General features: G+C 63.6%; 14 protein-coding genes. 4 read left to right on the top strand and 10 right to left on the bottom strand.

Annotated features, from left to right (window positions below; all coding sequences use genetic code 11):
• The 3 genes from HX881_RS00410 (at position 1) to atzF (ending at position 6,182) form a co-directional block, all read left to right on the top strand.
• Positions 1-627 carry an urea amidolyase associated protein UAAP2 gene (locus HX881_RS00410; protein ID WP_017127514.1) on the top strand — a complete coding sequence of 209 codons (627 nt, stop codon included), beginning with the start codon at positions 1-3 and terminating at the stop codon, positions 625-627.
• Positions 628-810: 183 nt separating this feature from the next.
• Positions 811-4,422, top strand: coding sequence for an urea carboxylase (gene uca, locus HX881_RS00405; protein WP_177082129.1), 3,612 nt, complete (start codon positions 811-813; stop codon positions 4,420-4,422).
• Entirely contained in the window at positions 4,419-6,182 is a 1,764-nt protein-coding gene (atzF, locus tag HX881_RS00400; protein ID WP_177082128.1) for an allophanate hydrolase, read from the top strand. Before uca ends, atzF begins: the two co-directional genes overlap by 4 nt.
• A 56-nt stretch (positions 6,183-6,238) precedes the next feature.
• Here the strand turns inward: atzF and HX881_RS00395 are convergent, their stop codons facing one another.
• On the bottom strand, positions 6,239-6,523 hold the full coding sequence (locus HX881_RS00395; RefSeq protein ID WP_085983787.1) for a hypothetical protein: 285 nt from the start codon (positions 6,521-6,523) through the stop codon (positions 6,239-6,241).
• Here HX881_RS00395 and HX881_RS00390 point away from each other — a divergent pair.
• Complete coding sequence (locus HX881_RS00390) at positions 6,522-7,703, top strand: alpha/beta hydrolase (protein ID WP_177082127.1); 1,182 nt, start codon at positions 6,522-6,524, stop codon at positions 7,701-7,703. The two genes, HX881_RS00395 and HX881_RS00390, sit on opposite strands and share 2 nt — an antisense overlap.
• A gap of 75 nt (positions 7,704-7,778) precedes the next feature.
• Here HX881_RS00390 and HX881_RS00385 read toward each other — a convergent pair whose 3' ends face one another.
• The 9 genes from HX881_RS00385 to HX881_RS00345 form a co-directional block, all read right to left on the bottom strand.
• Positions 7,779-9,293, bottom strand: a complete 1,515-nt coding sequence (locus HX881_RS00385) for an aldehyde dehydrogenase (NADP(+)) (RefSeq protein WP_177082126.1) — start codon at positions 9,291-9,293, stop codon at positions 7,779-7,781.
• Positions 9,294-9,318: 25 nt separating this feature from the next.
• A complete protein-coding gene (locus HX881_RS00380; protein WP_177082125.1) occupies positions 9,319-10,317 on the bottom strand; it encodes an ABC transporter permease in 999 nt (332 codons plus the stop codon).
• Between the two features lie 26 nt (positions 10,318-10,343).
• Positions 10,344-11,867, bottom strand: coding sequence for a sugar ABC transporter ATP-binding protein (locus tag HX881_RS00375; protein WP_177082124.1), 1,524 nt, complete (start codon positions 11,865-11,867; stop codon positions 10,344-10,346).
• Positions 11,868-11,940: 73 nt separating this feature from the next.
• On the bottom strand, positions 11,941-13,029 hold the full coding sequence (locus HX881_RS00370; RefSeq protein ID WP_177082123.1) for a sugar ABC transporter substrate-binding protein: 1,089 nt from the start codon (positions 13,027-13,029) through the stop codon (positions 11,941-11,943).
• Positions 13,030-13,113: 84 nt separating this feature from the next.
• Positions 13,114-13,824 carry a ribose 5-phosphate isomerase A gene (rpiA, locus tag HX881_RS00365; protein ID WP_017127524.1) on the bottom strand — a complete coding sequence of 237 codons (711 nt, stop codon included), beginning with the start codon at positions 13,822-13,824 and terminating at the stop codon, positions 13,114-13,116.
• 41 nt (positions 13,825-13,865) lie between these two features.
• Positions 13,866-14,705: a MurR/RpiR family transcriptional regulator gene (locus HX881_RS00360; RefSeq protein WP_017127525.1), complete on the bottom strand. Its 840-nt coding sequence runs from the start codon at positions 14,703-14,705 to the stop codon at positions 13,866-13,868.
• On the bottom strand, positions 14,702-15,376 hold the full coding sequence (locus HX881_RS00355) for an HAD family hydrolase (protein ID WP_177082122.1): 675 nt from the start codon (positions 15,374-15,376) through the stop codon (positions 14,702-14,704). The genes HX881_RS00360 and HX881_RS00355 overlap by 4 nt, the downstream gene beginning before the upstream one ends.
• A 23-nt stretch (positions 15,377-15,399) precedes the next feature.
• Entirely contained in the window at positions 15,400-16,914 is a 1,515-nt protein-coding gene (gene xylB / locus HX881_RS00350) for a xylulokinase (RefSeq protein WP_017127527.1), read from the bottom strand.
• 3 nt (positions 16,915-16,917) lie between these two features.
• A complete protein-coding gene (locus HX881_RS00345; protein ID WP_017127528.1) occupies positions 16,918-18,402 on the bottom strand; it encodes an aldehyde dehydrogenase family protein in 1,485 nt (494 codons plus the stop codon).
• Positions 18,403-18,471 lie beyond the last annotated feature (69 nt).

The raw sequence follows: 18,471 nt of genomic DNA, 5'->3' as shown, positions 1-18,471 counted from the left end.
ATGACCACGCACCTGCACCCTGAATCGGCCCGCTATCGCGCCACCGTCCCGGCGGGCGAACCCTGGCTCACCGAAGTGAAGGCCGGGCAGACCCTGCGCATTCTCGACCTCGAAGGCAACCAGGCCGTCGATACCCTGTTCTACAGCGCCGCCAACCCGCGCGAACGCTACGACGTGCAACGCACCCTGCGCCGCCAGAACAACGTCTACCTGGGCACCGGCAGCGTGTTGTACTCGAACCTCGGCCGCCCGCTGCTGACCATCGTCGAAGACAACTGCGGTCGCCACGACACCCTCGGCGGCGCCTGCGCCCAGGAAAGCAACACCGTGCGTTATGCCCTGGACAAGGGCCATATGCACAGCTGTCGCGACAACTACCTGCGCGCCTGTGCCCACGATGGCCGACTGGGCAAGCGCGATATCGGCCCGAACATCAACTTCTTCATGAACGTGCCGGTGACGCCCGCAGGCGCCCTGACCTTCGAGGACGGTATTTCCGCCCCCGGCAAGTACGTGCAGTTGCGGGCCGAGATGGACGTGATCGTGCTGATTTCCAACTGTCCGCAACTGAACAACCCGTGCAATGGCTACAACCCCACTCCGGCGGAGTTGCTGATATGGGACTGAAGACCTGGTGCAAGCCCCTGCGGCAGTGGCTGTTCATCCTCTGCCAGAGCCGTTCGGGCCAGACCCTGCCGCGCAAGCGGGCCTGATCGCGGTCTGGGGACGACCCCGGGACCCTTTCGAAAAACTGCGGGACGACCCGCACCCCAGCCGAGGCGGACTCCTGCCGCCTCCAGGGAACCTGTCATGTTCGACACACTGCTGATTGCCAATCGCGGCGCCATCGCCTGCCGCCTCCTGCGTACCTTGCGCGAACTCGAGGTCAAGGGGATCGCGGTCTATTCCGAAGCGGATATCACCAGCCGCCACATCCTTGAAGCCGACCTGGCCCTGAGCCTGGGTGAAGGCGCCGCCGCCGACACCTACCTGGCGACGGACAAGATCCTCGCCGCCGCCAGGGCCAGCGGCGCCCAGGCCATCCATCCGGGTTATGGTTTCCTCTCGGAAAACGCCGACTTCGCCGAAGCCTGCGAGACGGCCGGGATCGCCTTCGTCGGCCCGACGCCGGAGCAACTGCGGCTGTTCGGCCTCAAGCACACCGCCCGCGCCCTCGCCCGCCAGCACGGTGTGCCGCTGCTGGAAGGCAGCGACCTGCTGGACAGCCTCGACGATGCCCTGCACGCCGCCGCACACGTGGGCTACCCGATCATGCTCAAGAGCACCGCCGGCGGTGGCGGCATCGGCATGCGCGTCTGCCGCTCCGCCGAGGCGCTGCGGGAGGCCTTCGAGACCGTCAAGCGCCTGGGCCAGAACAATTTCAGCAACGCCGGGGTATTTATCGAGAAATACATCCAGCGCGCCCGCCACCTGGAAGTCCAGGTATTCGGTGACGGTGCCGGCGAAGTCCTGGCCCTGGGCGTGCGCGATTGCTCGGTGCAACGGCGCAACCAGAAGGTGCTGGAAGAAACCCCCGCGCCCAACCTGCCCGAAGGCATGCCCGAAGCGCTCTGCGCCGCTGCCGTGCAATTGGCGAAAGCGGTCCGTTACCGCAGCGCCGGCACCGTCGAATTCGTCTTCGACAGCGACGAGCGACGCTTCTACTTCCTGGAAGTGAACACCCGCCTGCAGGTCGAGCACGGCGTTACCGAACAGGTCTGGAACGTCGACCTGGTACGCTGGATGGTGCAACTGGCCGCCGGTGACCTGCCGCCGCTCGCCGAACTGCGCGCCGGCCTGCAACCGCGCGGCCACGCGGTGCAGGCCCGTCTGTATGCCGAGGATCCGGGCAAGGACTTCCAGCCGAGCCCCGGTCTGTTGACGGCGGTCGAATTCCCGCCGGCCGATGGCAAGGCACTGCGTATCGATACCTGGGTCGAGGCCGGTTGCGAGATACCGCCCTACTTCGACCCGATGATCGCCAAGGTCATCACCTGGGCCGAAAACCGTGAACAGGCGCGCCTGCGCCTGCACCAGGCCCTGGGTGCCAGCCAGCTGTACGGCGTCGAGACCAATCGCGACTACTTGCGGCAGATCCTCCTCGATGCCCCGTTCGCCAGCGGTCAACCCTGGACCCGCTGCCTGGAAGGCCTGGCTTATCATGCGCAGACCTTCGAAGTGCTCGCTGGCGGCACCCAGACCAGCGTCCAGGATTATCCCGGACGCCAGGGCTACTGGGCCGTGGGCGTTCCCCCTTCAGGCCCCATGGACAGCCGCGCGCTGCGCCTGGGCAACCGCCTGCTGGGCAACCCCGAAGGTTGCGCGGGCCTGGAAATCACCATGAGCGGGCCAAGCCTGCGCTTCAATGCCGATGCCGTGGTGGCGGTGACCGGCGCAGTGTTGCCGGTGCTGCTCGATGGCGTGGTGATGGCGATGAACACCGCGCTGGCGGTCAAGGCCGGTTCGCTGCTGAGCCTGGGCACCATCGCCGGGGCCGGTGCCCGCAGCTATCTCTGCCTGCGGGGGGGCGTGCAGGTGCCGGACTATCTCGGCAGCAAGAGCACCTTCACCCTCGGCCAGTTCGGCGGTCATGGCGGCCGGGCCCTGCGGGCCGGCGATGTGCTGCACCTGGCCGCGCTGACGGATACCAGCGTCGGCGCGGTGCTCCCCGCGCAACCCGCCCTGGAGGCGTTACGCACGATCCGGGTGATCTACGGTCCCCATGGCGCGCCGGAATACTTCACCGAAAACTACATCCGCACCTTCTTTGCCACCGACTGGGAAGTGCATTTCAACTCCAGCCGTACCGGCGTGCGCCTGATCGGCCCCAAACCCGAATGGGTGCGGGCCGACGGGGGCGAGGCCGGGCTGCATCCGTCGAATATCCACGACAATCCCTACGCCATCGGCGCGGTGGACTTCACCGGTGACATGCCGGTGATTCTCGGCCCTGACGGCCCGAGCCTGGGCGGATTCGTCTGCCCGGTGACCGTCATCGAGGCCGATCTGTGGCAACTGGGGCAACTCAAGGCCGGCGACAAGGTGCGCTTCGTGCCGTGTGACCTCGTTCAAGCACGCCAACTTGCCACGGCCGCGCTGAATGCCGAAGCCGTCGCAGCCCCCCGGCCCGCGCCTGACCTGACCCGGCTGCCATCGCCGATGGTGCTGGACCTGGGCCGGGACGACACGCGCCTGGTGGCACGCCTGGCCGGCGATACCCACCTGCTGCTGGAAATCGGCGCCGCCGAACTCGACCTGGTGTTGCGCTTCCGTGGTCACGCCCTGATGCAGGCGCTCGAAGCCAGGCAATTGCCCGGAGTCATCGATCTCACACCGGGGATCCGCTCGCTGCAGGTGCACTACCAACCCGAGCAACTGCCCCTGGAGCAACTGCTGGAGATCGTCACGGGCGAGTGGGACGCGGTCTGTGCCGCCCGCGACCTGCAGGTGCCCTCGCGCATCGTGCACCTGCCACTGTCCTGGGATGACCCGGCCTGCCAACTGGCTATCGAGAAATACCAGACCACCGTGCGCAAGGACGCGCCCTGGTGCCCCAGCAACCTGGAGTTCATTCGCCGCATCAACGACCTGCCCGACCTGGATGAAGTGCAGCGCACGGTATTCGATGCCAGCTACCTGGTGATGGGCCTGGGCGACGTCTACCTGGGTGCCCCGGTGGCGACGCCGCTGGACCCCCGGCATCGGCTGGTGACCACCAAATACAACCCGGCACGGACCTGGACCGCCGAGAACTCGGTGGGTATCGGTGGCGCCTACCTGTGCGTGTATGGCATGGAGGGCCCAGGCGGCTACCAGTTCGTCGGCCGTACGCTGCAGATGTGGAACCGTTATCGCGAAGTGGCGGCATTCGACGGCAAACCCTGGCTGTTGCGCTTCTTCGACCAGATCCGCTTCTACCCGGTCAGCGCCGGGGAGTTGCTGCGCATCCGCCGCGATTTCCCCCTGGGGCGCTTCGACCTGAACATCGAGCACAGCCAATTGCGCCTCGCCGACTACCAGGCCTTCCTCGCCAACGAGGCGGATAGCATCCAGGCGTTCCGTGACCACCAGCAAACGGCCTTTTCCGCCGAACGCCAGCGCTGGATCGACAGCGGCCAGGCGCATTTCGAAAGCAGCGAAGCCGTCGTCGAGGCCAGCGAAGAAGCCGCCCTGCCGGCTCATCAGACCGGCGTGGAAAGCCCCATCGCCGGCAATCTCTGGCAGGTCCGGGTGGCGGTCGGCGACTGGGTCGCAGCAGACACCGCACTGGTCGTGCTGGAGTCGATGAAGATGGAAATTCCGCTGCTGGCACCCTGTGCCGGCATCGTTCGTGAAGTACGCGTGCAGCCCGGCTCGGCGGTGCGTGCCGGGCAACGGGTGGTGGTGATCGAGCCCGCCGCCATGACAGGAGAAAAGCCATGAAAAACGATCTGCAACTGGATGTTCTGCGTGCCCGCTACGTGAGCGGCGAATGCTCGCCACGCCGCCTGATCCTGGCCCTGCGGGAACAGGCCGAAGCGTTGAACCCCGAGTTCAACCTGTTTATCCATCTGCTCAGTGTCGAAGAGCTGGAGCCTTACCTGGCCGCCCTCGAGTCCGCCTCGCTGGATAACCTGCCGCTATATGGCGTGCCCTTTGCCATCAAGGACAACATCGATCTGGCCGGGATCCCCACGACCGCGGCCTGCCCGGCGTTCGCCTATACCCCGTCGCGGTCGGCAACCCTGGTCCGGCAGTTGATCGACCTCGGTGCGGTGCCGCTGGGCAAGACCAATCTCGACCAGTTCGCCACCGGCCTCAACGGCACGCGTTCCCCCTATGGCGCCTGCCGCAACAGCGTGCTCGCCGACTATCCTTCCGGCGGCTCCAGTGCGGGATCGCCGCTGACCGTGGCCCTGGGCCTGACCAGCTTTGCCCTGGGCACCGACACCGCCGGCTCGGGCCGGGTGCCGGCGGCGCTGAACAATCTGGTGGGGCTCAAGGCAACCAGGGGCCTGCTGTCCACGGCGGGCGTGGTTCCGGCCTGTCGTACCCTTGATTGCGTGACCACGTTCACCGCCACGGCCGCCGAGGCCAGCCGCTTGCTGGCGCTAACCGCGCAAGCGGACCCCGAGGACGACTACAGCCGCGCCAATCCGGCCTGGAACGATGGTCTGGCATTCGGTGCCGTGCGGCCCTTCCGCTTTGGCCTGCCCCGTCCCCAGGACCTGGAGTTCTTCGGCTGCGACGAGGGGCCCGGGCTGTTTGCCGCGGCGGTCGAGCGTTTGCAGGCGCTAGGTGGTGAAGCGGTCAGCCTCGATCTGTCGCCGTTTCTCGAAGCCGCGCGACTGCTCTATGAAGGCCCATGGGTCGCCGAGCGCTACAGCGTCGTCGGCGAACTGGCGCAGACCCGCCCGGAAGCGGTGCTGCCGGTGATCCACGCCGTGCTGGCGAAAGCCCCGCAGGTCAGCGGCGTGCAGACCTTTCGTGCGCAGTACCGGCTACAGGCACTCAAGGCCGAATGCGACCGCCTGATGGCCGGACTCGATTGCGTCCTGACGCCCACCATCGGCCGTCCGGTGACCCTGGCCGAGCTGGCCGAGGAACCGGTCCTGCGCAATGCCGAACTGGGCTACTACACCAACTTCATGAACCTGCTGGATTATGCCGCCGTGGCCGTACCCAGCGGCTTCATGGACAACGGCCTGCCCTGGGGCGTGACGTTGTTCGGCCGCGCCTTCACCGATCAGTACCTGCTGAGCCTCGCCAATGCCTGCCAGGACGGCAAGGCACCCGCGCAGCCGGCCCGCAATGACCAGGCCCGCCTGGTGGTGTGCGGTGCCCACCTGGATGGCCTGGCGCTCAACGGGCAGTTGCGCCAGCGCGGCGCGACGCTGCTGGAAAGCACCCGCAGTTCCGCCGACTACCGGCTGTATGCCCTGGCCGGTGGCCCGGTACAACGTCCGGGCATGGTCCGGGTCGCCGAGGGCGGCGTGGCCATTGCCGTCGAGGTCTGGCAATTGCCCAGCCGCGAGCTCGGCTCCTTCCTGACCGGCATCCCGGCCCCGCTCGGGCTGGGTAAGGTGCAACTGGAGGATGGCCGCTGGGAGACCGGCTTCATCTGCGAGGGCCATGGTCTCGAAGGGGCCACGGATATCAGCGCCTGGGGCGGCTGGCGAGCCTGGTTGTCCGCTCAGGCCTGAGGCAAGCCACCACCGGCGCCCCGATACGACTTGAGCGGATACGCAAAGCCAACCGCTCAGGGTGTCAGGATGATCGACCCGGTAATCCGCCGCGCCGCGATATCCGCGTGGGCGCGGCTGGCCTGCTCCGGAAGGCAGCGGGTGTTCATCACCTGGCCGGTGACGGGCTGGACATAATGCGTCGACGAGGTGTTGATCGGCGTACGCCCCGAGCGAGAACCAATAGCCGAGCGGATGGTGGAGATATTCAGGGCGCTGTCGGAGGAACCGGAAACCCCGTGATCGAGCCGGAAAAGATCACCTATACTCGCCTCGCCCCTACCCTCCAGGCGAAAAAACATGGACATTTTTCCCAATATAAAATCGGTAAAATTACTCTCTCTGACTCTCATATCAGTTTTACTCAGTAGTTGCGCATCGGTAAATCCTGCACCTGCCCCTACGCCTGTTGTGGAACCTGTCGCCCCTGTCACAATCGACCAGACACCACTCCACTACAGCCTTGAAGAATACACTGCCGTCAAAGTCAAATATGCAACGAACCGAAGAGGCAATGGAAACGGAGATTTCCTGCCTGAAATCAATCTATCCAAAGACGCCCTATCCTATGGCCAGGAAGTCGTGTTGATCCCCTTCAACAGAGAGCGAGGAAGCTTTAAGGATTCCCACAGCGCTTTTTTCAAGATCCTGATGAAAATGGGATTCAAAGATGAAAAAGACGACCCGATCATTTCAATCGCAAAGAATCAGTCCCAGGTACTATCCGAGAAAGAGTTCTTCGAAAGCCTCAAGACCGAAAACATGTTTTCCAAAGGCGATATTTTTCTATTCGTACATGGCTTCAACGTCAACTTTGAGAGTTCTATCAAGCGCGCCGCGCAAGTATCCTACGATATTGACTTGAATCTTCAGCCCATCGTATTCAGCTGGCCATCCATTGGAGAGATGCTGAAATATGAGCGTGACTCTGGCAGAGCCAATGATTCAGCCATTGACTTCAAGGAGTTCGTTTCAAAACTGGTAGCGTCAAACAGCGGCAAGAAAATACATATCCTGGCTCACAGCATGGGATCAAAAGTTGTCATACCTGCCCTTGCGAGTCTTTACTCTGAAAATCCAAGACTTTTCAGAAAGCGCTTTGGAAACATAATACTGGCAGCACCTGACTTCCCACGGGAAACGTTTTTCAAGACCTACAAGGATTCATTTGCAAATTTTGGTCGCACAACCATCTACATGTCGTCAGATGATGAGGCGCTCAAACTCTCATCAAGCTCCTACCTGGCAGACCGAGAAATGCTCGGTTTCAGCGGTTCCAAGGGATTTTTTTATCCTGGCATCGACTCCATCGATATCACCCGGGCCCTGGCCATAGATGACATCCTCGGGCATTCGAGATACGGAAACTCAAGCAAAGTGCTCGGCGATATGCATCATATGATCGGAAAGAACCTGAGAGCCAACAAGCGCAATGGCTTCAGCGTTATTCCGCCAACCGAGTACTGGGTTCTTCAGCCGTAAACTGCAAAAGCCGCCTCGGTCGAGCCAGTCGTCATTCTGGCTCGGCCGAGGCAGCAGGGCTCAATCTCTTTTCAACTAGCGCAGATCCCCGGGCAACAGCCCCTGCGGGATATTCTGATAGCTGACCATGCGCAGGAAACGGCGGATCGCCATGGTGCCGACGGACGTTGCACCGAAGTTGGTTGACGCAGGATAAGGGCCGCCATGGACCATGGCGTCACACACCTCGACACCGGTCGGGAAGCCGTTGGCAAGGAGACGTCCGGCCTTGCGTTCGAGCACCGGCAGCAGGCGCGACGCGACCTCGGTATCGGCTTCGTCCATATGGATCGTGCAGGTCAGTTGCCCCTCGAGCGAGCGCGCCACCAGCAACAGCTCGTCCGTATCCGCCACTGTCACCACCAAGCCCAACGGGCCGAAGACTTCGTGCCCCAGCGTGGCGTTGGCCAGCCATTCCCGGCCTGTCGTCACGAAGAGACAAGGCGTCGCGTTACGCCGGTCACAGGATGAACCGAGGACTTCACGCACGCCCGCCGTGCCCGCCACCCGCTCACGTCCCGCACGATAGACGACTGCCATGGCATCGCTCAGCATCACCTGCGCGCCCACCGGTTCAAGGGCCCGGACCGTCGCGTCGACAAACCCATTGGCCTCGGTACCTTCGAGCACGACACTGATGCCGGGGTTGGTGCAGAACTGGCCCGCCCCCAGGGTGAGTGAGGCCGCCCAGCCGTTGCCGATCTCGGTACCGCGCGCGGCAACCGCATGGGGCAACAGGAACATCGGGTTCACCGAGCCCAGCTCACCGAAAAATGGAATGGGTTCGAAACGCCTCGCGCACAGGTCGAACAGCGCCCTGCCCGCTCCCAGCGAGCCGGTGAAGCCGACCGCCTTGATCAACGGATGCTGGACCAGGTGCTGCCCGACGATCCGGGAGCCACCATGGACCAGGCTGAACACCCCGGGATGAACGGCGCATTTTTCGATGGCGGCACGGATCGCCTCGGCAACGATCTCACTGGTCCCCGGATGAGCCTCATGGCCTTTGACCACAACCGGGCAACCCGCTGCCAGGGCGGACGCCACATCGCCACCGGCCGTTGAGAAAGCCAGGGGGAAATTAGAGGCGCCGAACACCGCCACCGGTCCGATCGGACGTTGCATCAGGCGGATGTCGGGGCGCGGCACGGGCTGGCGCTCCGGCAGCGCCTGGTCATGCCGGCGATCAAGGTAGTCGCCCGCCAGGATATGCGCGGCAAACGACCGTAGCTGTCCCACGGTACGCCCGCGTTCGCCCTGCAACCGCGCCTCGGGCAGACCGGTTTCCAGCGAACCGATGCTGGTGATGATCGCCGCTCGGGCCTCGATTTCATCGGCGATGGCTTCCAGGAACGTCGCACGCGACTCCCGGCTGGCCTGGCCGTAACTGCAGAAGGCCTCCTCCGCCGCTTCGCACGCACGGTTCACCAGGTCGACATCGCCTGCCGAAAAGCGCTGGGCCGGCCCGCGGATCGGGGTGTTGGAAAAGCTGCTGTCGCTTGCCACCCATCGGCCGGCGATAAGGTGTTTGCCATGCGGAGTAAAAGACATTGCACTGTCCTGAAGTTGGGATAAGTCAGCCGAAGTAGCGCACGCGAATGGCGTCGATAGCGACCGCGATAAAGATCATCACCCCGCCGATCATGCCGACATAGAATGACGGCACATTGACGATGGCCAGGCCGACCTGGATCACGGTCAGCAGCAACACCCCGCCCAGCACGCCCTTCACATTGCCGCGCCCGCCGAACACGCTGACGCCACCAATGATCGGCGCGGCGATGGCATACAGCAGGTAGCTCGAACCCTGGCTGGAGGTGATCGCCATCTGCCAGGAAGCCAGGAGAAAACCGGCCAGCGCCGCCAGGAAGCCGGAGATCGTGTAGGTGATGATCTTGACCCGGTTGACCCGTATACCGGCGGAATTCGACGCGATCGCATTCCCCCCCACGGCATAGATCGAACGCCCCAGCACCGTGCGCTTGAGCACCACGCCGATCACCGTCAGGGCCACCAGGAACACCACCGGCATCAGCGGCCAGCCGTCGATCGTCACCTGGCCGATCCAGATATAGCCGTCGGCCATGTTGGTCAGGGTCGTGCCCTGGGTCAGCGCCAGCAAGGCGCCCTGCAGAATGATCATCATCGCCAGGGTTTCGATCAGCGAGACCATTTTCAGGCGGGTGATGCACAGCCCGTTGAAGAAGCCGATCAGCGTGCCGACCGCCAGGCCGATGGCCACCGCGACGAACCAGGGCAGGCCCCAACTGGAGTACGCGAGCGCCCCCACCGCCGAGGAAAAACCGGCATTGGCCGGAATCGACAGGTCGATCTCGGCCACCAGCAGCGGCAACGCCACCGCCAGTCCCAGGGTTCCCAGCACCGTCGCCTGAACCATCACGTTCTGCAGGTTGAACAAGGTGAAGAAAAACTCGTTGAACGCACCGAACAGGACCACCAGGGCGATGAGCCAGATCCAGACGACATTGTGTAATACCCAGCCCAATACGGCCGGGCCGTTGATTCTGGTCGCGGCAGGCGACACCTCGTTGCCGGGACTGGCCAGAGTTCTCATACCCGTGTCTCCACTCTTTTTATTGTTCAACTGCCTGATCCCTGTACGGATGCGCGGATGCGCTCGACGGTGATGTCCTCTCCCGTCAATGTTTCCTTGATCGTGCCCTGGTCGAAAATGCACACCCGATCCACCGCGCGAACCAGTTCGTCGGTATCGCTGGACACGATGATCACCGCTACGCCAGCATCGCTGAGTTCGTCGATGATGCGCAGCACGTCCTGCTTGACGCCCATGTCGATGCCACGGGTCGGCTCGTCGACCATCAGCAAGCGTGGTCGGGTGGCGAGCACGCGCCCCAGGCACACCTTCTGCTGGTTACCGCCACTGAGGGTATTGACCGGATAGTCGGGGTTGGGCGCCTTGACCCCCATCGCGGCAAAGTAGTGCCCGATCACCGACGCTTCGGCCCGGGTATCGATAAAACCGAGCCGGGTCCGAGCGCCCAGGGACGACATGGCGATATTGCTGCCGATCGACATCGGTCCCACCGCGCCATCGCGCCGGCGATCGTCGGAGAGATAGGCGATACCGGCATCGAACGCCGCACGCGGGGAGCGTGGCAACACCCGCTCGGCTTCACCGGCGATGGAAAGCGTACCCAGTGCCGGATGCAGGCCGAAGATCGCGCGGGCCATTTCCTTCGCGCCAGCCCCCGGCAGACCGGTGAACCCCACCACTTCCCCCGGACCGATGTCGAGGCGATCCAGGGACAGCCACTTGCCCCGTACGCCGCGCAGCGAAATCGCCGGCGGCTTGCCGGAATGGTCGCGACGCTTGCGCTGGAACAGCTCGACGCCATGACCGATCACCAGTTCAGTCAGTTGCTCGGAGGTCATCGAGGCGATGTCCTCGCAAGTCCCGGCGAGGCTGCCGTCGCGTAACACGGTGACCGCGTCGCAGATCTCGAGGATCTCGTCGTTGTAGTGGGAGATGAAGATGAAGGTCACTCCTTCGCCCTTCAGGCGCAGCATGAAGTCGAACAGCTGGCGGCGGTCGACCACGGTCAGCGACGCCGTCGGCTCATCGAGGATGATCACCTTGCCCCCCGAAAACATGGCCCGGAGGATGTTCAGCTTGCGCCGCGCCACTGCATCCAGCTGGCCAGCCAGGACTGTCGGGTCGATGCCGGAGCCATCGAGCATCCGCGCGGCATCGGCGCCCAGCTGTTTCCAGTCGACAAAACCGTTGCGGGTCGGCCAGATCCCCAGCATCAGGTTTTCCGCGGCCGTCAGGTTGCCGATGATCATCGGTTCCTGCGTCACCAGGAATACCCCGGCCTGCTCCATGGCCTTGACGTCCACCTGTTTGAGCGGCCGACCGTCCATGAGAATCTGTCCGGAGCTGGGGATCACCTGGCCGGAGATGATCCCCACCAGCGTGGACTTGCCGGCGCCGTTCTCCCCCAGCAGGCCATGGATCGAACCCCGGCGGATCTGCGTGGTGACACCGCGCAGGGCGTGCACGGGACCGTAGCTCTTGGCGATGTTGTCGATCCGCAGGATCGTGTCGTCCATCGCTGCCCCGGCCTGGGTGTCGTGTAGGGTCATGTTGTTTTCTCACCATCAGCTTGTCGGATGAACATCGCGGCAGAGCCTCGCTCTGCTGCGACAACCGCAACCGTCACTTGGAGGGAACGCCCCAGACTTTTTCCGCGACATAACCCCAATGGCGCTTGTCGTCGATGTTGTCGGAGTTGATCACAAAGGCCGGGATGATCAGGGTCGGACCGGTCTTGCCCTGGACAATCTCTCCCGATTCCCAGAAGTAGTCCTTGTTCTGGTAGGTGCCCAGCGGCACCGCCTGGCCATTGAGGGAATACCTGGTGATCATCTCCACGGCAATGCCCCCATAGGCCACAGGGTCCTGGGACACACAGGCGTCCATGTAGCCGTCCTTGATCCAGTCAAGGGCCACCGGCTCACCGTCGATGTTGATGAAAATGACATGGCCTTTCTCGCCGACCTTCTTCCAGCGATCCTTCTGCTTGAGCGCCGCCGCGATACCGCGCGAGGGAGAATCCGAAGGGGCATGTACCGCATCGAGGTCGGGGAACTCCGACAGGGTCGACAGCGTGACCGCCTGCATCTTGTCCAGCAGTCCTTCGGTAGGACGGGCCAGGTACTTGATCTGCGGGTACTTGGCGAACACCGAGTCCATACCCTCCTTGCGCAGGCGCCAGGCCACCGAGGCCAGGGCGCCGAAGCAATTGAGCACGGTGCCCTTGGGGCTGCCGTACTTCGCGACCAGGCGCTTGACGATTTCCTCGGCGGCCATCACCCCACCCTTGAAGTTGTCGAAACTCACGGTAATCGCGACATCGCCGCCATCGGCCGGAGTGTCGATGATGCCCACCGGAATCTTGCGCTGGTTGTAGCGCTTGATGGCCGAGACAATGGCCTGGCTGTCGATCGGGTCGGAGATGATCGCCGACTGCTGGGACAACATGAGGCTTTGCCATTGGCCGAGCTGGGTGGTGGTGTCGAAGCTGGCGTTGGTTGCCTGGAACTTGCCCGATTGTGCCTGGACGGCGCGCTTGACCGACTCTTCCTGAATGACGAAGAAGTAGTAGTCCAGGCTCTTGTTGGAGTAGGCGACCGACAGCGGGGTCTGCGCGAAGGCACTGCGTCCCAGCATCGCGCCCAGTCCTAGGACCACACCGCCGGCCAACACGCTACGACGACTCACGCTAGATAGATTGACTTTTTTCATGGGATTAACTCCGACTTATTATTGTAGGTTTAATACTATCTTCAGCCTTGTTTCACGCAGGTGCGGCCTTGCCTGGAGCACCGGTTATCGCAAACGAACGTAGGAAGAGCCGTCGAAACAACCTACGACCATACCCACGGCTTCGCGGGTGAACAGGCCGTTCTCGACCACACCCGGAATACGGTTGAGCTCGATTTCCAGCGGCGCCGGATCGCGGATAACCGGTCCGCAATGGCAGTCGAGAATGAAGTTGCCGCTGTCGGTGACCACCGGCTGACCATCGCGCAGCCGGCGAATGATCGTCACCTCGTTGATGCCCTGCCCGGCCAGGATCCGCTTGACCAGGCGCTCGGTCTGCTTCCAGCCGAACTGCACCACTTCCACCGGCAGCGGGAACTGGCCCAGGCAGTCGACGATCTTGGTCTCGTCACACACACAGATCATGCGTTTGGAAGCATGGGCGATGATCTTCTCCCAGAGCAGGCAGGCACCGCCGCCCTTGATCATGTTGAACTGGCGGTCGATCTCGTCCGGGCCGTCGACGGTCAGATCGAGCTCGCCGATCTCGTTCGGATCAATGATCTCGATGCCCACTTCCCGCGCCACATCGTTGGTCGAACGGGAAGTGGTGGTGCAGGTCAGTTGCAGGCCATTGGCGACATGCTTGCCCAGTTCGCGAACGAAGAAATGCGAGGTGGTGCCGGACCCCAGGCCCAGCTTCATGCCATCGCGCACGAATTCCTCGATCACCCGGCGGGCGGCGACCTTCTTCGCTTCGTTCTGTTGGTTGCTCATCTGCTACTCCTATCGGGCAGTTCCCCCACAGGTCATGGGGGTCAAATCTTGTCGGTCCGCCATGAGTCGAGGGCGGTCAGTTGATCGGGGAACTGGCTGCCACTGGCAACGGCGATGGCGGCTACCAGCATGTTGGTGACCAGGTGATGGTTCAGCCGCGACGCCAGGGGTGTCATCAGTTCGGTATGTTCATAGGGTTTGACCGCGATCAGCACATCGGAGACCCGCGCCAGGGGACTGTCATCGGCGGCGATGGACACCACCCTGGCCCCGGCCTTGCGGGCAGCCACGGCGACATCGACCATCTGCCGGGTGTGGCCGGACTGGGAAAAGATCAGCGCCACTTCGCCTTCCCGAGCGCCTTCGGCGTGCATCTCCTGGCGCTTGCTGCCCAGCAGTGCCTGGCACCGCAGGCCCAGGCGCTGGAACTTGTGCTCGGCATCCAGGGCGTTGACCACGGAAATCCCCGTGGCGTAGATGCCGATCCAGCTTGCCGCCTGCAACAGTCGGGCACCTTCGCCCACCCGCTCGGGCGCCAGGTCCTCGGCCAGGCGCTGGATCGCATTCAGCGAGTTGCGGCAGGTCTTGCGGACGATGTTGTCGATACTGTCATCGGGAATGATCTGCTCGTAGGCAAACGGCGCCGACGGCACCAGGCTTTGAACCAGGTGCAGCTTCAATTCCTGATAACTCTCGAAGCCGAAGCGCCGGCAGAAACGCATCACGGTCGGGTCGCTGACCGAACAGGTTTCCGAGAGCTTGGCCATGCTCATCTGCAGGACCTTCGAAGGCGAAGTGGAAACAAAGTTGGCGACCCGACGCTCGGCCCGGTGCATGTCTTTGCTTTCAAGAATGATGCGTTGCAGCAAACTGACGGTCATATCCGCTCCTTGGCGATTAGTGGGCTGCGTTGTAACAGATCGGCCAGACGGTTCAAGCGCTGCTCCGCTGAAATGTCCACATGAGGACCGCCACCCCAGGGCACCACGAAGAACGGCACGCCCGCGGCATACGCAGTCATCTGGTCGACACGGGTGTCACCGACATAGGCCCACTCCTCCGATGCCAGGTCCATCGCCTGCGCCACGGCCAGCAAATGCCCGGGGTCCGGCTTGCACGCCGGCACCGCATCGGCGCCCAGCGCGACCTCGAACAAGTCCGCCAGCCCCAGCTGCTCCAGGACCTTGCCGGTGACGGCGTGGTTCTTGTTGGTACAGATACCCAGGCGGATACCGGCCTGGCGCAGAGCCGCGAGGTCTTCGCGCACATGAGGGAAAAACCGCGTGCACCCCGCCGGATCGTCCATATAGGCATGCAGGTAGCCATCGAAGGCCCGCTGTACCTGGGCATCGTCATAAGGGATCGCGAGGTCCTCGAGGATGTCGACGATCAGGCGCCGCGGTCCGTTGCCGAGAAACGTCTCGACATGCGCGGGATCGAGTTCAGGCCAGTCGTTCAGCGCGAAACCGACATTCAGGGCCTTCGCGATATCGGATGCGCTGTCGATAAGCGTCCCGTCAAGATCGAAAATAAGCGCGGAATAGACGGACATGAATCAGACTCCAGAAAAAATGACTAATCGAAAATGGGGGCACCGAGCGCTACGAAGGTTTCCCGGAGCGTCGGATAAAGGCTGTGGTAGATACGATGGGCACGGGCGAAGACCTCGGCCGTCGCGCCATCGGGCGCCTGGCGGGTAATGGCGCGACAGCTCGCCGCCGCACTCGCCGGATCGGCCCAGACACCCATCGCCAGCCCGGCCACCAGCGCCGCGCCGAACGCCGCACCCTCGGCGGCCCCTTCGGTGGTCAGCACGTCGCAACCGAAGATGTCCGCCTGGAGCTGGCGCCACAGCGCTGAGCGTGCACCACCGCCGGAAGCCTTGATCACGTGTCCGTCGATGCCCAGGGGCTTCATCAGGGCATGCATGTCGGCCAGCGCATGCACCGCCCCCTCCATGACGGCCCGGGCCATGTCGCCGCGGTCGTGGCGCGCGGTCAGGCCGACGAAGGCAGCACGCAAGAGCGGATCGGGATGCGGGCAACGCTCACCGTTCAGATAGGGAAGAAACAGCAGGCCATGGGCACCGGCCGGGCTCTTCTCCGCTTCGGCGACGATCTGCTCGAATGACGGCACCACGCCGTTGGCCCCTGCGCAGAAGGTGTCGCGAAACCAGTTCATCGAGCCGCCGGCGTTCAACGACACCCCCATGCAATGCCATTTGTCCGCGGCCACGTTGCAGAAAATCTGCAGGCGACCGTCCGGATTGTCCCGGGGCTCGTCCAGGGCGGCGGCGAGAATGCCCGCCGTACCGATGGTGGTCTGCAGTTCGCCGGGCGCGATCACGCCGGAACCGAGGGTCTGGATAACCGAATCGCCACCGCCGCCGGCCACCGGCGTGCCCACGGGCAGGCCGAACAACGCGGCGCCCCGGGCACTGACCCGACCCGAAACGACCTGGGACTCGAACACCGGTGGCAACAACCCGGGGTCGATGCCCAGTTGCTCGATCAACCCGCTCGCCCATTGCCGCGAACGCACATTGAACAGGCCCGTGCCCGAGGCGTCGGAGACTTCGCTGGCAATTTCGCCGGTCAGGCGCAGGCGCAGATAGTCCTTGGGATTGAGCACAGTGCTCAAGCGCGCGAAAAGCTCGGGCTCATGCCGCTGCATCCAGACGATCTTGCCGCCGGTATACCCCACCAGCATCCGGTTGTCGGTGGCCTTCAGCAAACCGTCCAGGCCACCGGCGGTGGCGGTGATCCACTCGCACTCCGCGGCATTGCGCTGGTCGTTCCACAGGATCGCCGGGCGCAGCACCTGCTGCGCCGCATCGAGCGGCACCAGCCCGTGCATCTGACCGGAGAGCCCGACGCCGAGCAGCTCCACGCCTGGGGCCTTGGCCAACACACCGGCGATGGCGCGCCGGGCGCCGTCGATCCACAGTTCAGGGTCCTGCTCGGTCCAGCCGGGTCGAGGTTGCGAGAGCGGATAAGTCGCCGTATCGGCGGCAATCACCGCGCCATGGACGTCGAGCAGCAATGCCTTGCAGCCCGAGGTGCCGATGTCGATGCCAATGAGCGCCTGCATGGCTCAATTCCCGACGCCATGGTGCAGGCGGACATGCTTGAAGTTGAAGTACTCCAGCAACCCTTCGCGACCGTGTTCGTAACCCACGCCACTCTGTTTGCGCCCACCGTAGGGGGCATTCATGATCCCGGCATCGACGTTATTGATGGCAACGTTGCCATAGTCCAGTTGCGCCGACAGGGTATGGATGTCGGTCAGGTCCCGAGCATAGACATAGGAGGCAAGGCCGTAAGGCGTGTCATTGGCCAGTTGAATAGCTTCGGCGAGATCGTCGAAGGCGGCGACCCCCACCAGCGGACCGAAGGTTTCCTCGGTCATCACCAGCATCCGGTGCGTGCAATCGGCGATCACCGTCGGCCGGAAGAAATGCCCATGGGCAAATTCGGCGCCTTGTGGTGCCTGGCCGCCGGCGACCAGTCGAGCGCCCTTGGCCAGGGCATCCTCGAGGTGCGCACGGGTCTTGGCCAGCGGCTCGGCGGAAGCCATGGCGCCCAGGTCGGCAGCAGGCTCTTCCAGGCCGTTGCGCACCGTCAGCGCATCAGCGGCCGCGCCCAGCTTGCTGACGAACGCCTCATACAGGGAACGATGGACATAGATGCGATTGATGGCAATGCAGATCTGTCCGCAGTTACGGAAACTGCGCCGTGTCGCTCCCTTCACCGCCGCTTCCACGTCGGCGCTGGCGGTCACCACCATGGGGCAATTACCACCCAGTTCGAGGGACAGGCGCTTGACCTGCGGGCAACTGCGCTGGATATGCAGACCCACTGCGCTAGACCCGGTAAAGGCCACCTTGCTCACCTGCGGGTGTTCGACCAGGGCCTGCCCGACCTGCGAGCCCTTGCCGGTCAATACATTCACCACACCGGCCGGAATACCGGCCTCGGCGCATTTGCCGGCGATCATCAGGGCGGTGTACGGCGTCAGTTCGGCGGGCTTGATCACGATAGTGCAGCCCGCAGCCAGGCTGGCGCACAGCTTCCAGCCCACCAGCTCGGCCGGGTAGTTCCATGGGGTGATCGCCGCGACGACGCCGATCGGCTCGCGTACCACCAGGCTCTGGAAGCCGGGCTGATCGTTGGGCACGATCTCGCCATGCACGCGGCTCGCTTCTTCAGCATAAAAGTGGCAGGCCTCGGCAAGCTTGAGCACCTCGCCCTTGGCTTCATTGACCGGCTTGCCCTGTTCCAGGGTCATGATCCGCGCCATGTTCAGTGCATCGGCGGCGATCAGGTCGCCCAGGCGGTGCAAGGCAATGGCTCGGGTCTTCGGTAACTCGCGGGACCAGGAAGCAAAGGCGCGATGGGCGCCAGACACCGCCGCTTCAATCTCTTGTGCAGTCGCGGCGGCGATATGACCGATCAGTTCCCCGGTCGCCGGATTCTCCACCGGCAAGCGAGCCCCTGCGCCCTTGTGCCACTCACCATTGATAAACAAGGCGCCTTCCAGGGCGGCAATCGACTCGTAGAGAGAATTATTGTTATGCATGGGACTTCTCCGTCGCCTTTCTCTGCGGTGGAACCACTGACTTGATTCAAAAATATAGTATTGCTAGCT

The sequence above is a fragment of the Pseudomonas gingeri genome (assembly GCF_013386115.1).
GTDB classification, from domain to species: domain Bacteria; phylum Pseudomonadota; class Gammaproteobacteria; order Pseudomonadales; family Pseudomonadaceae; genus Aquipseudomonas; species Aquipseudomonas gingeri.
This window is presented reverse-complemented; position numbering and strand designations above follow the sequence as displayed.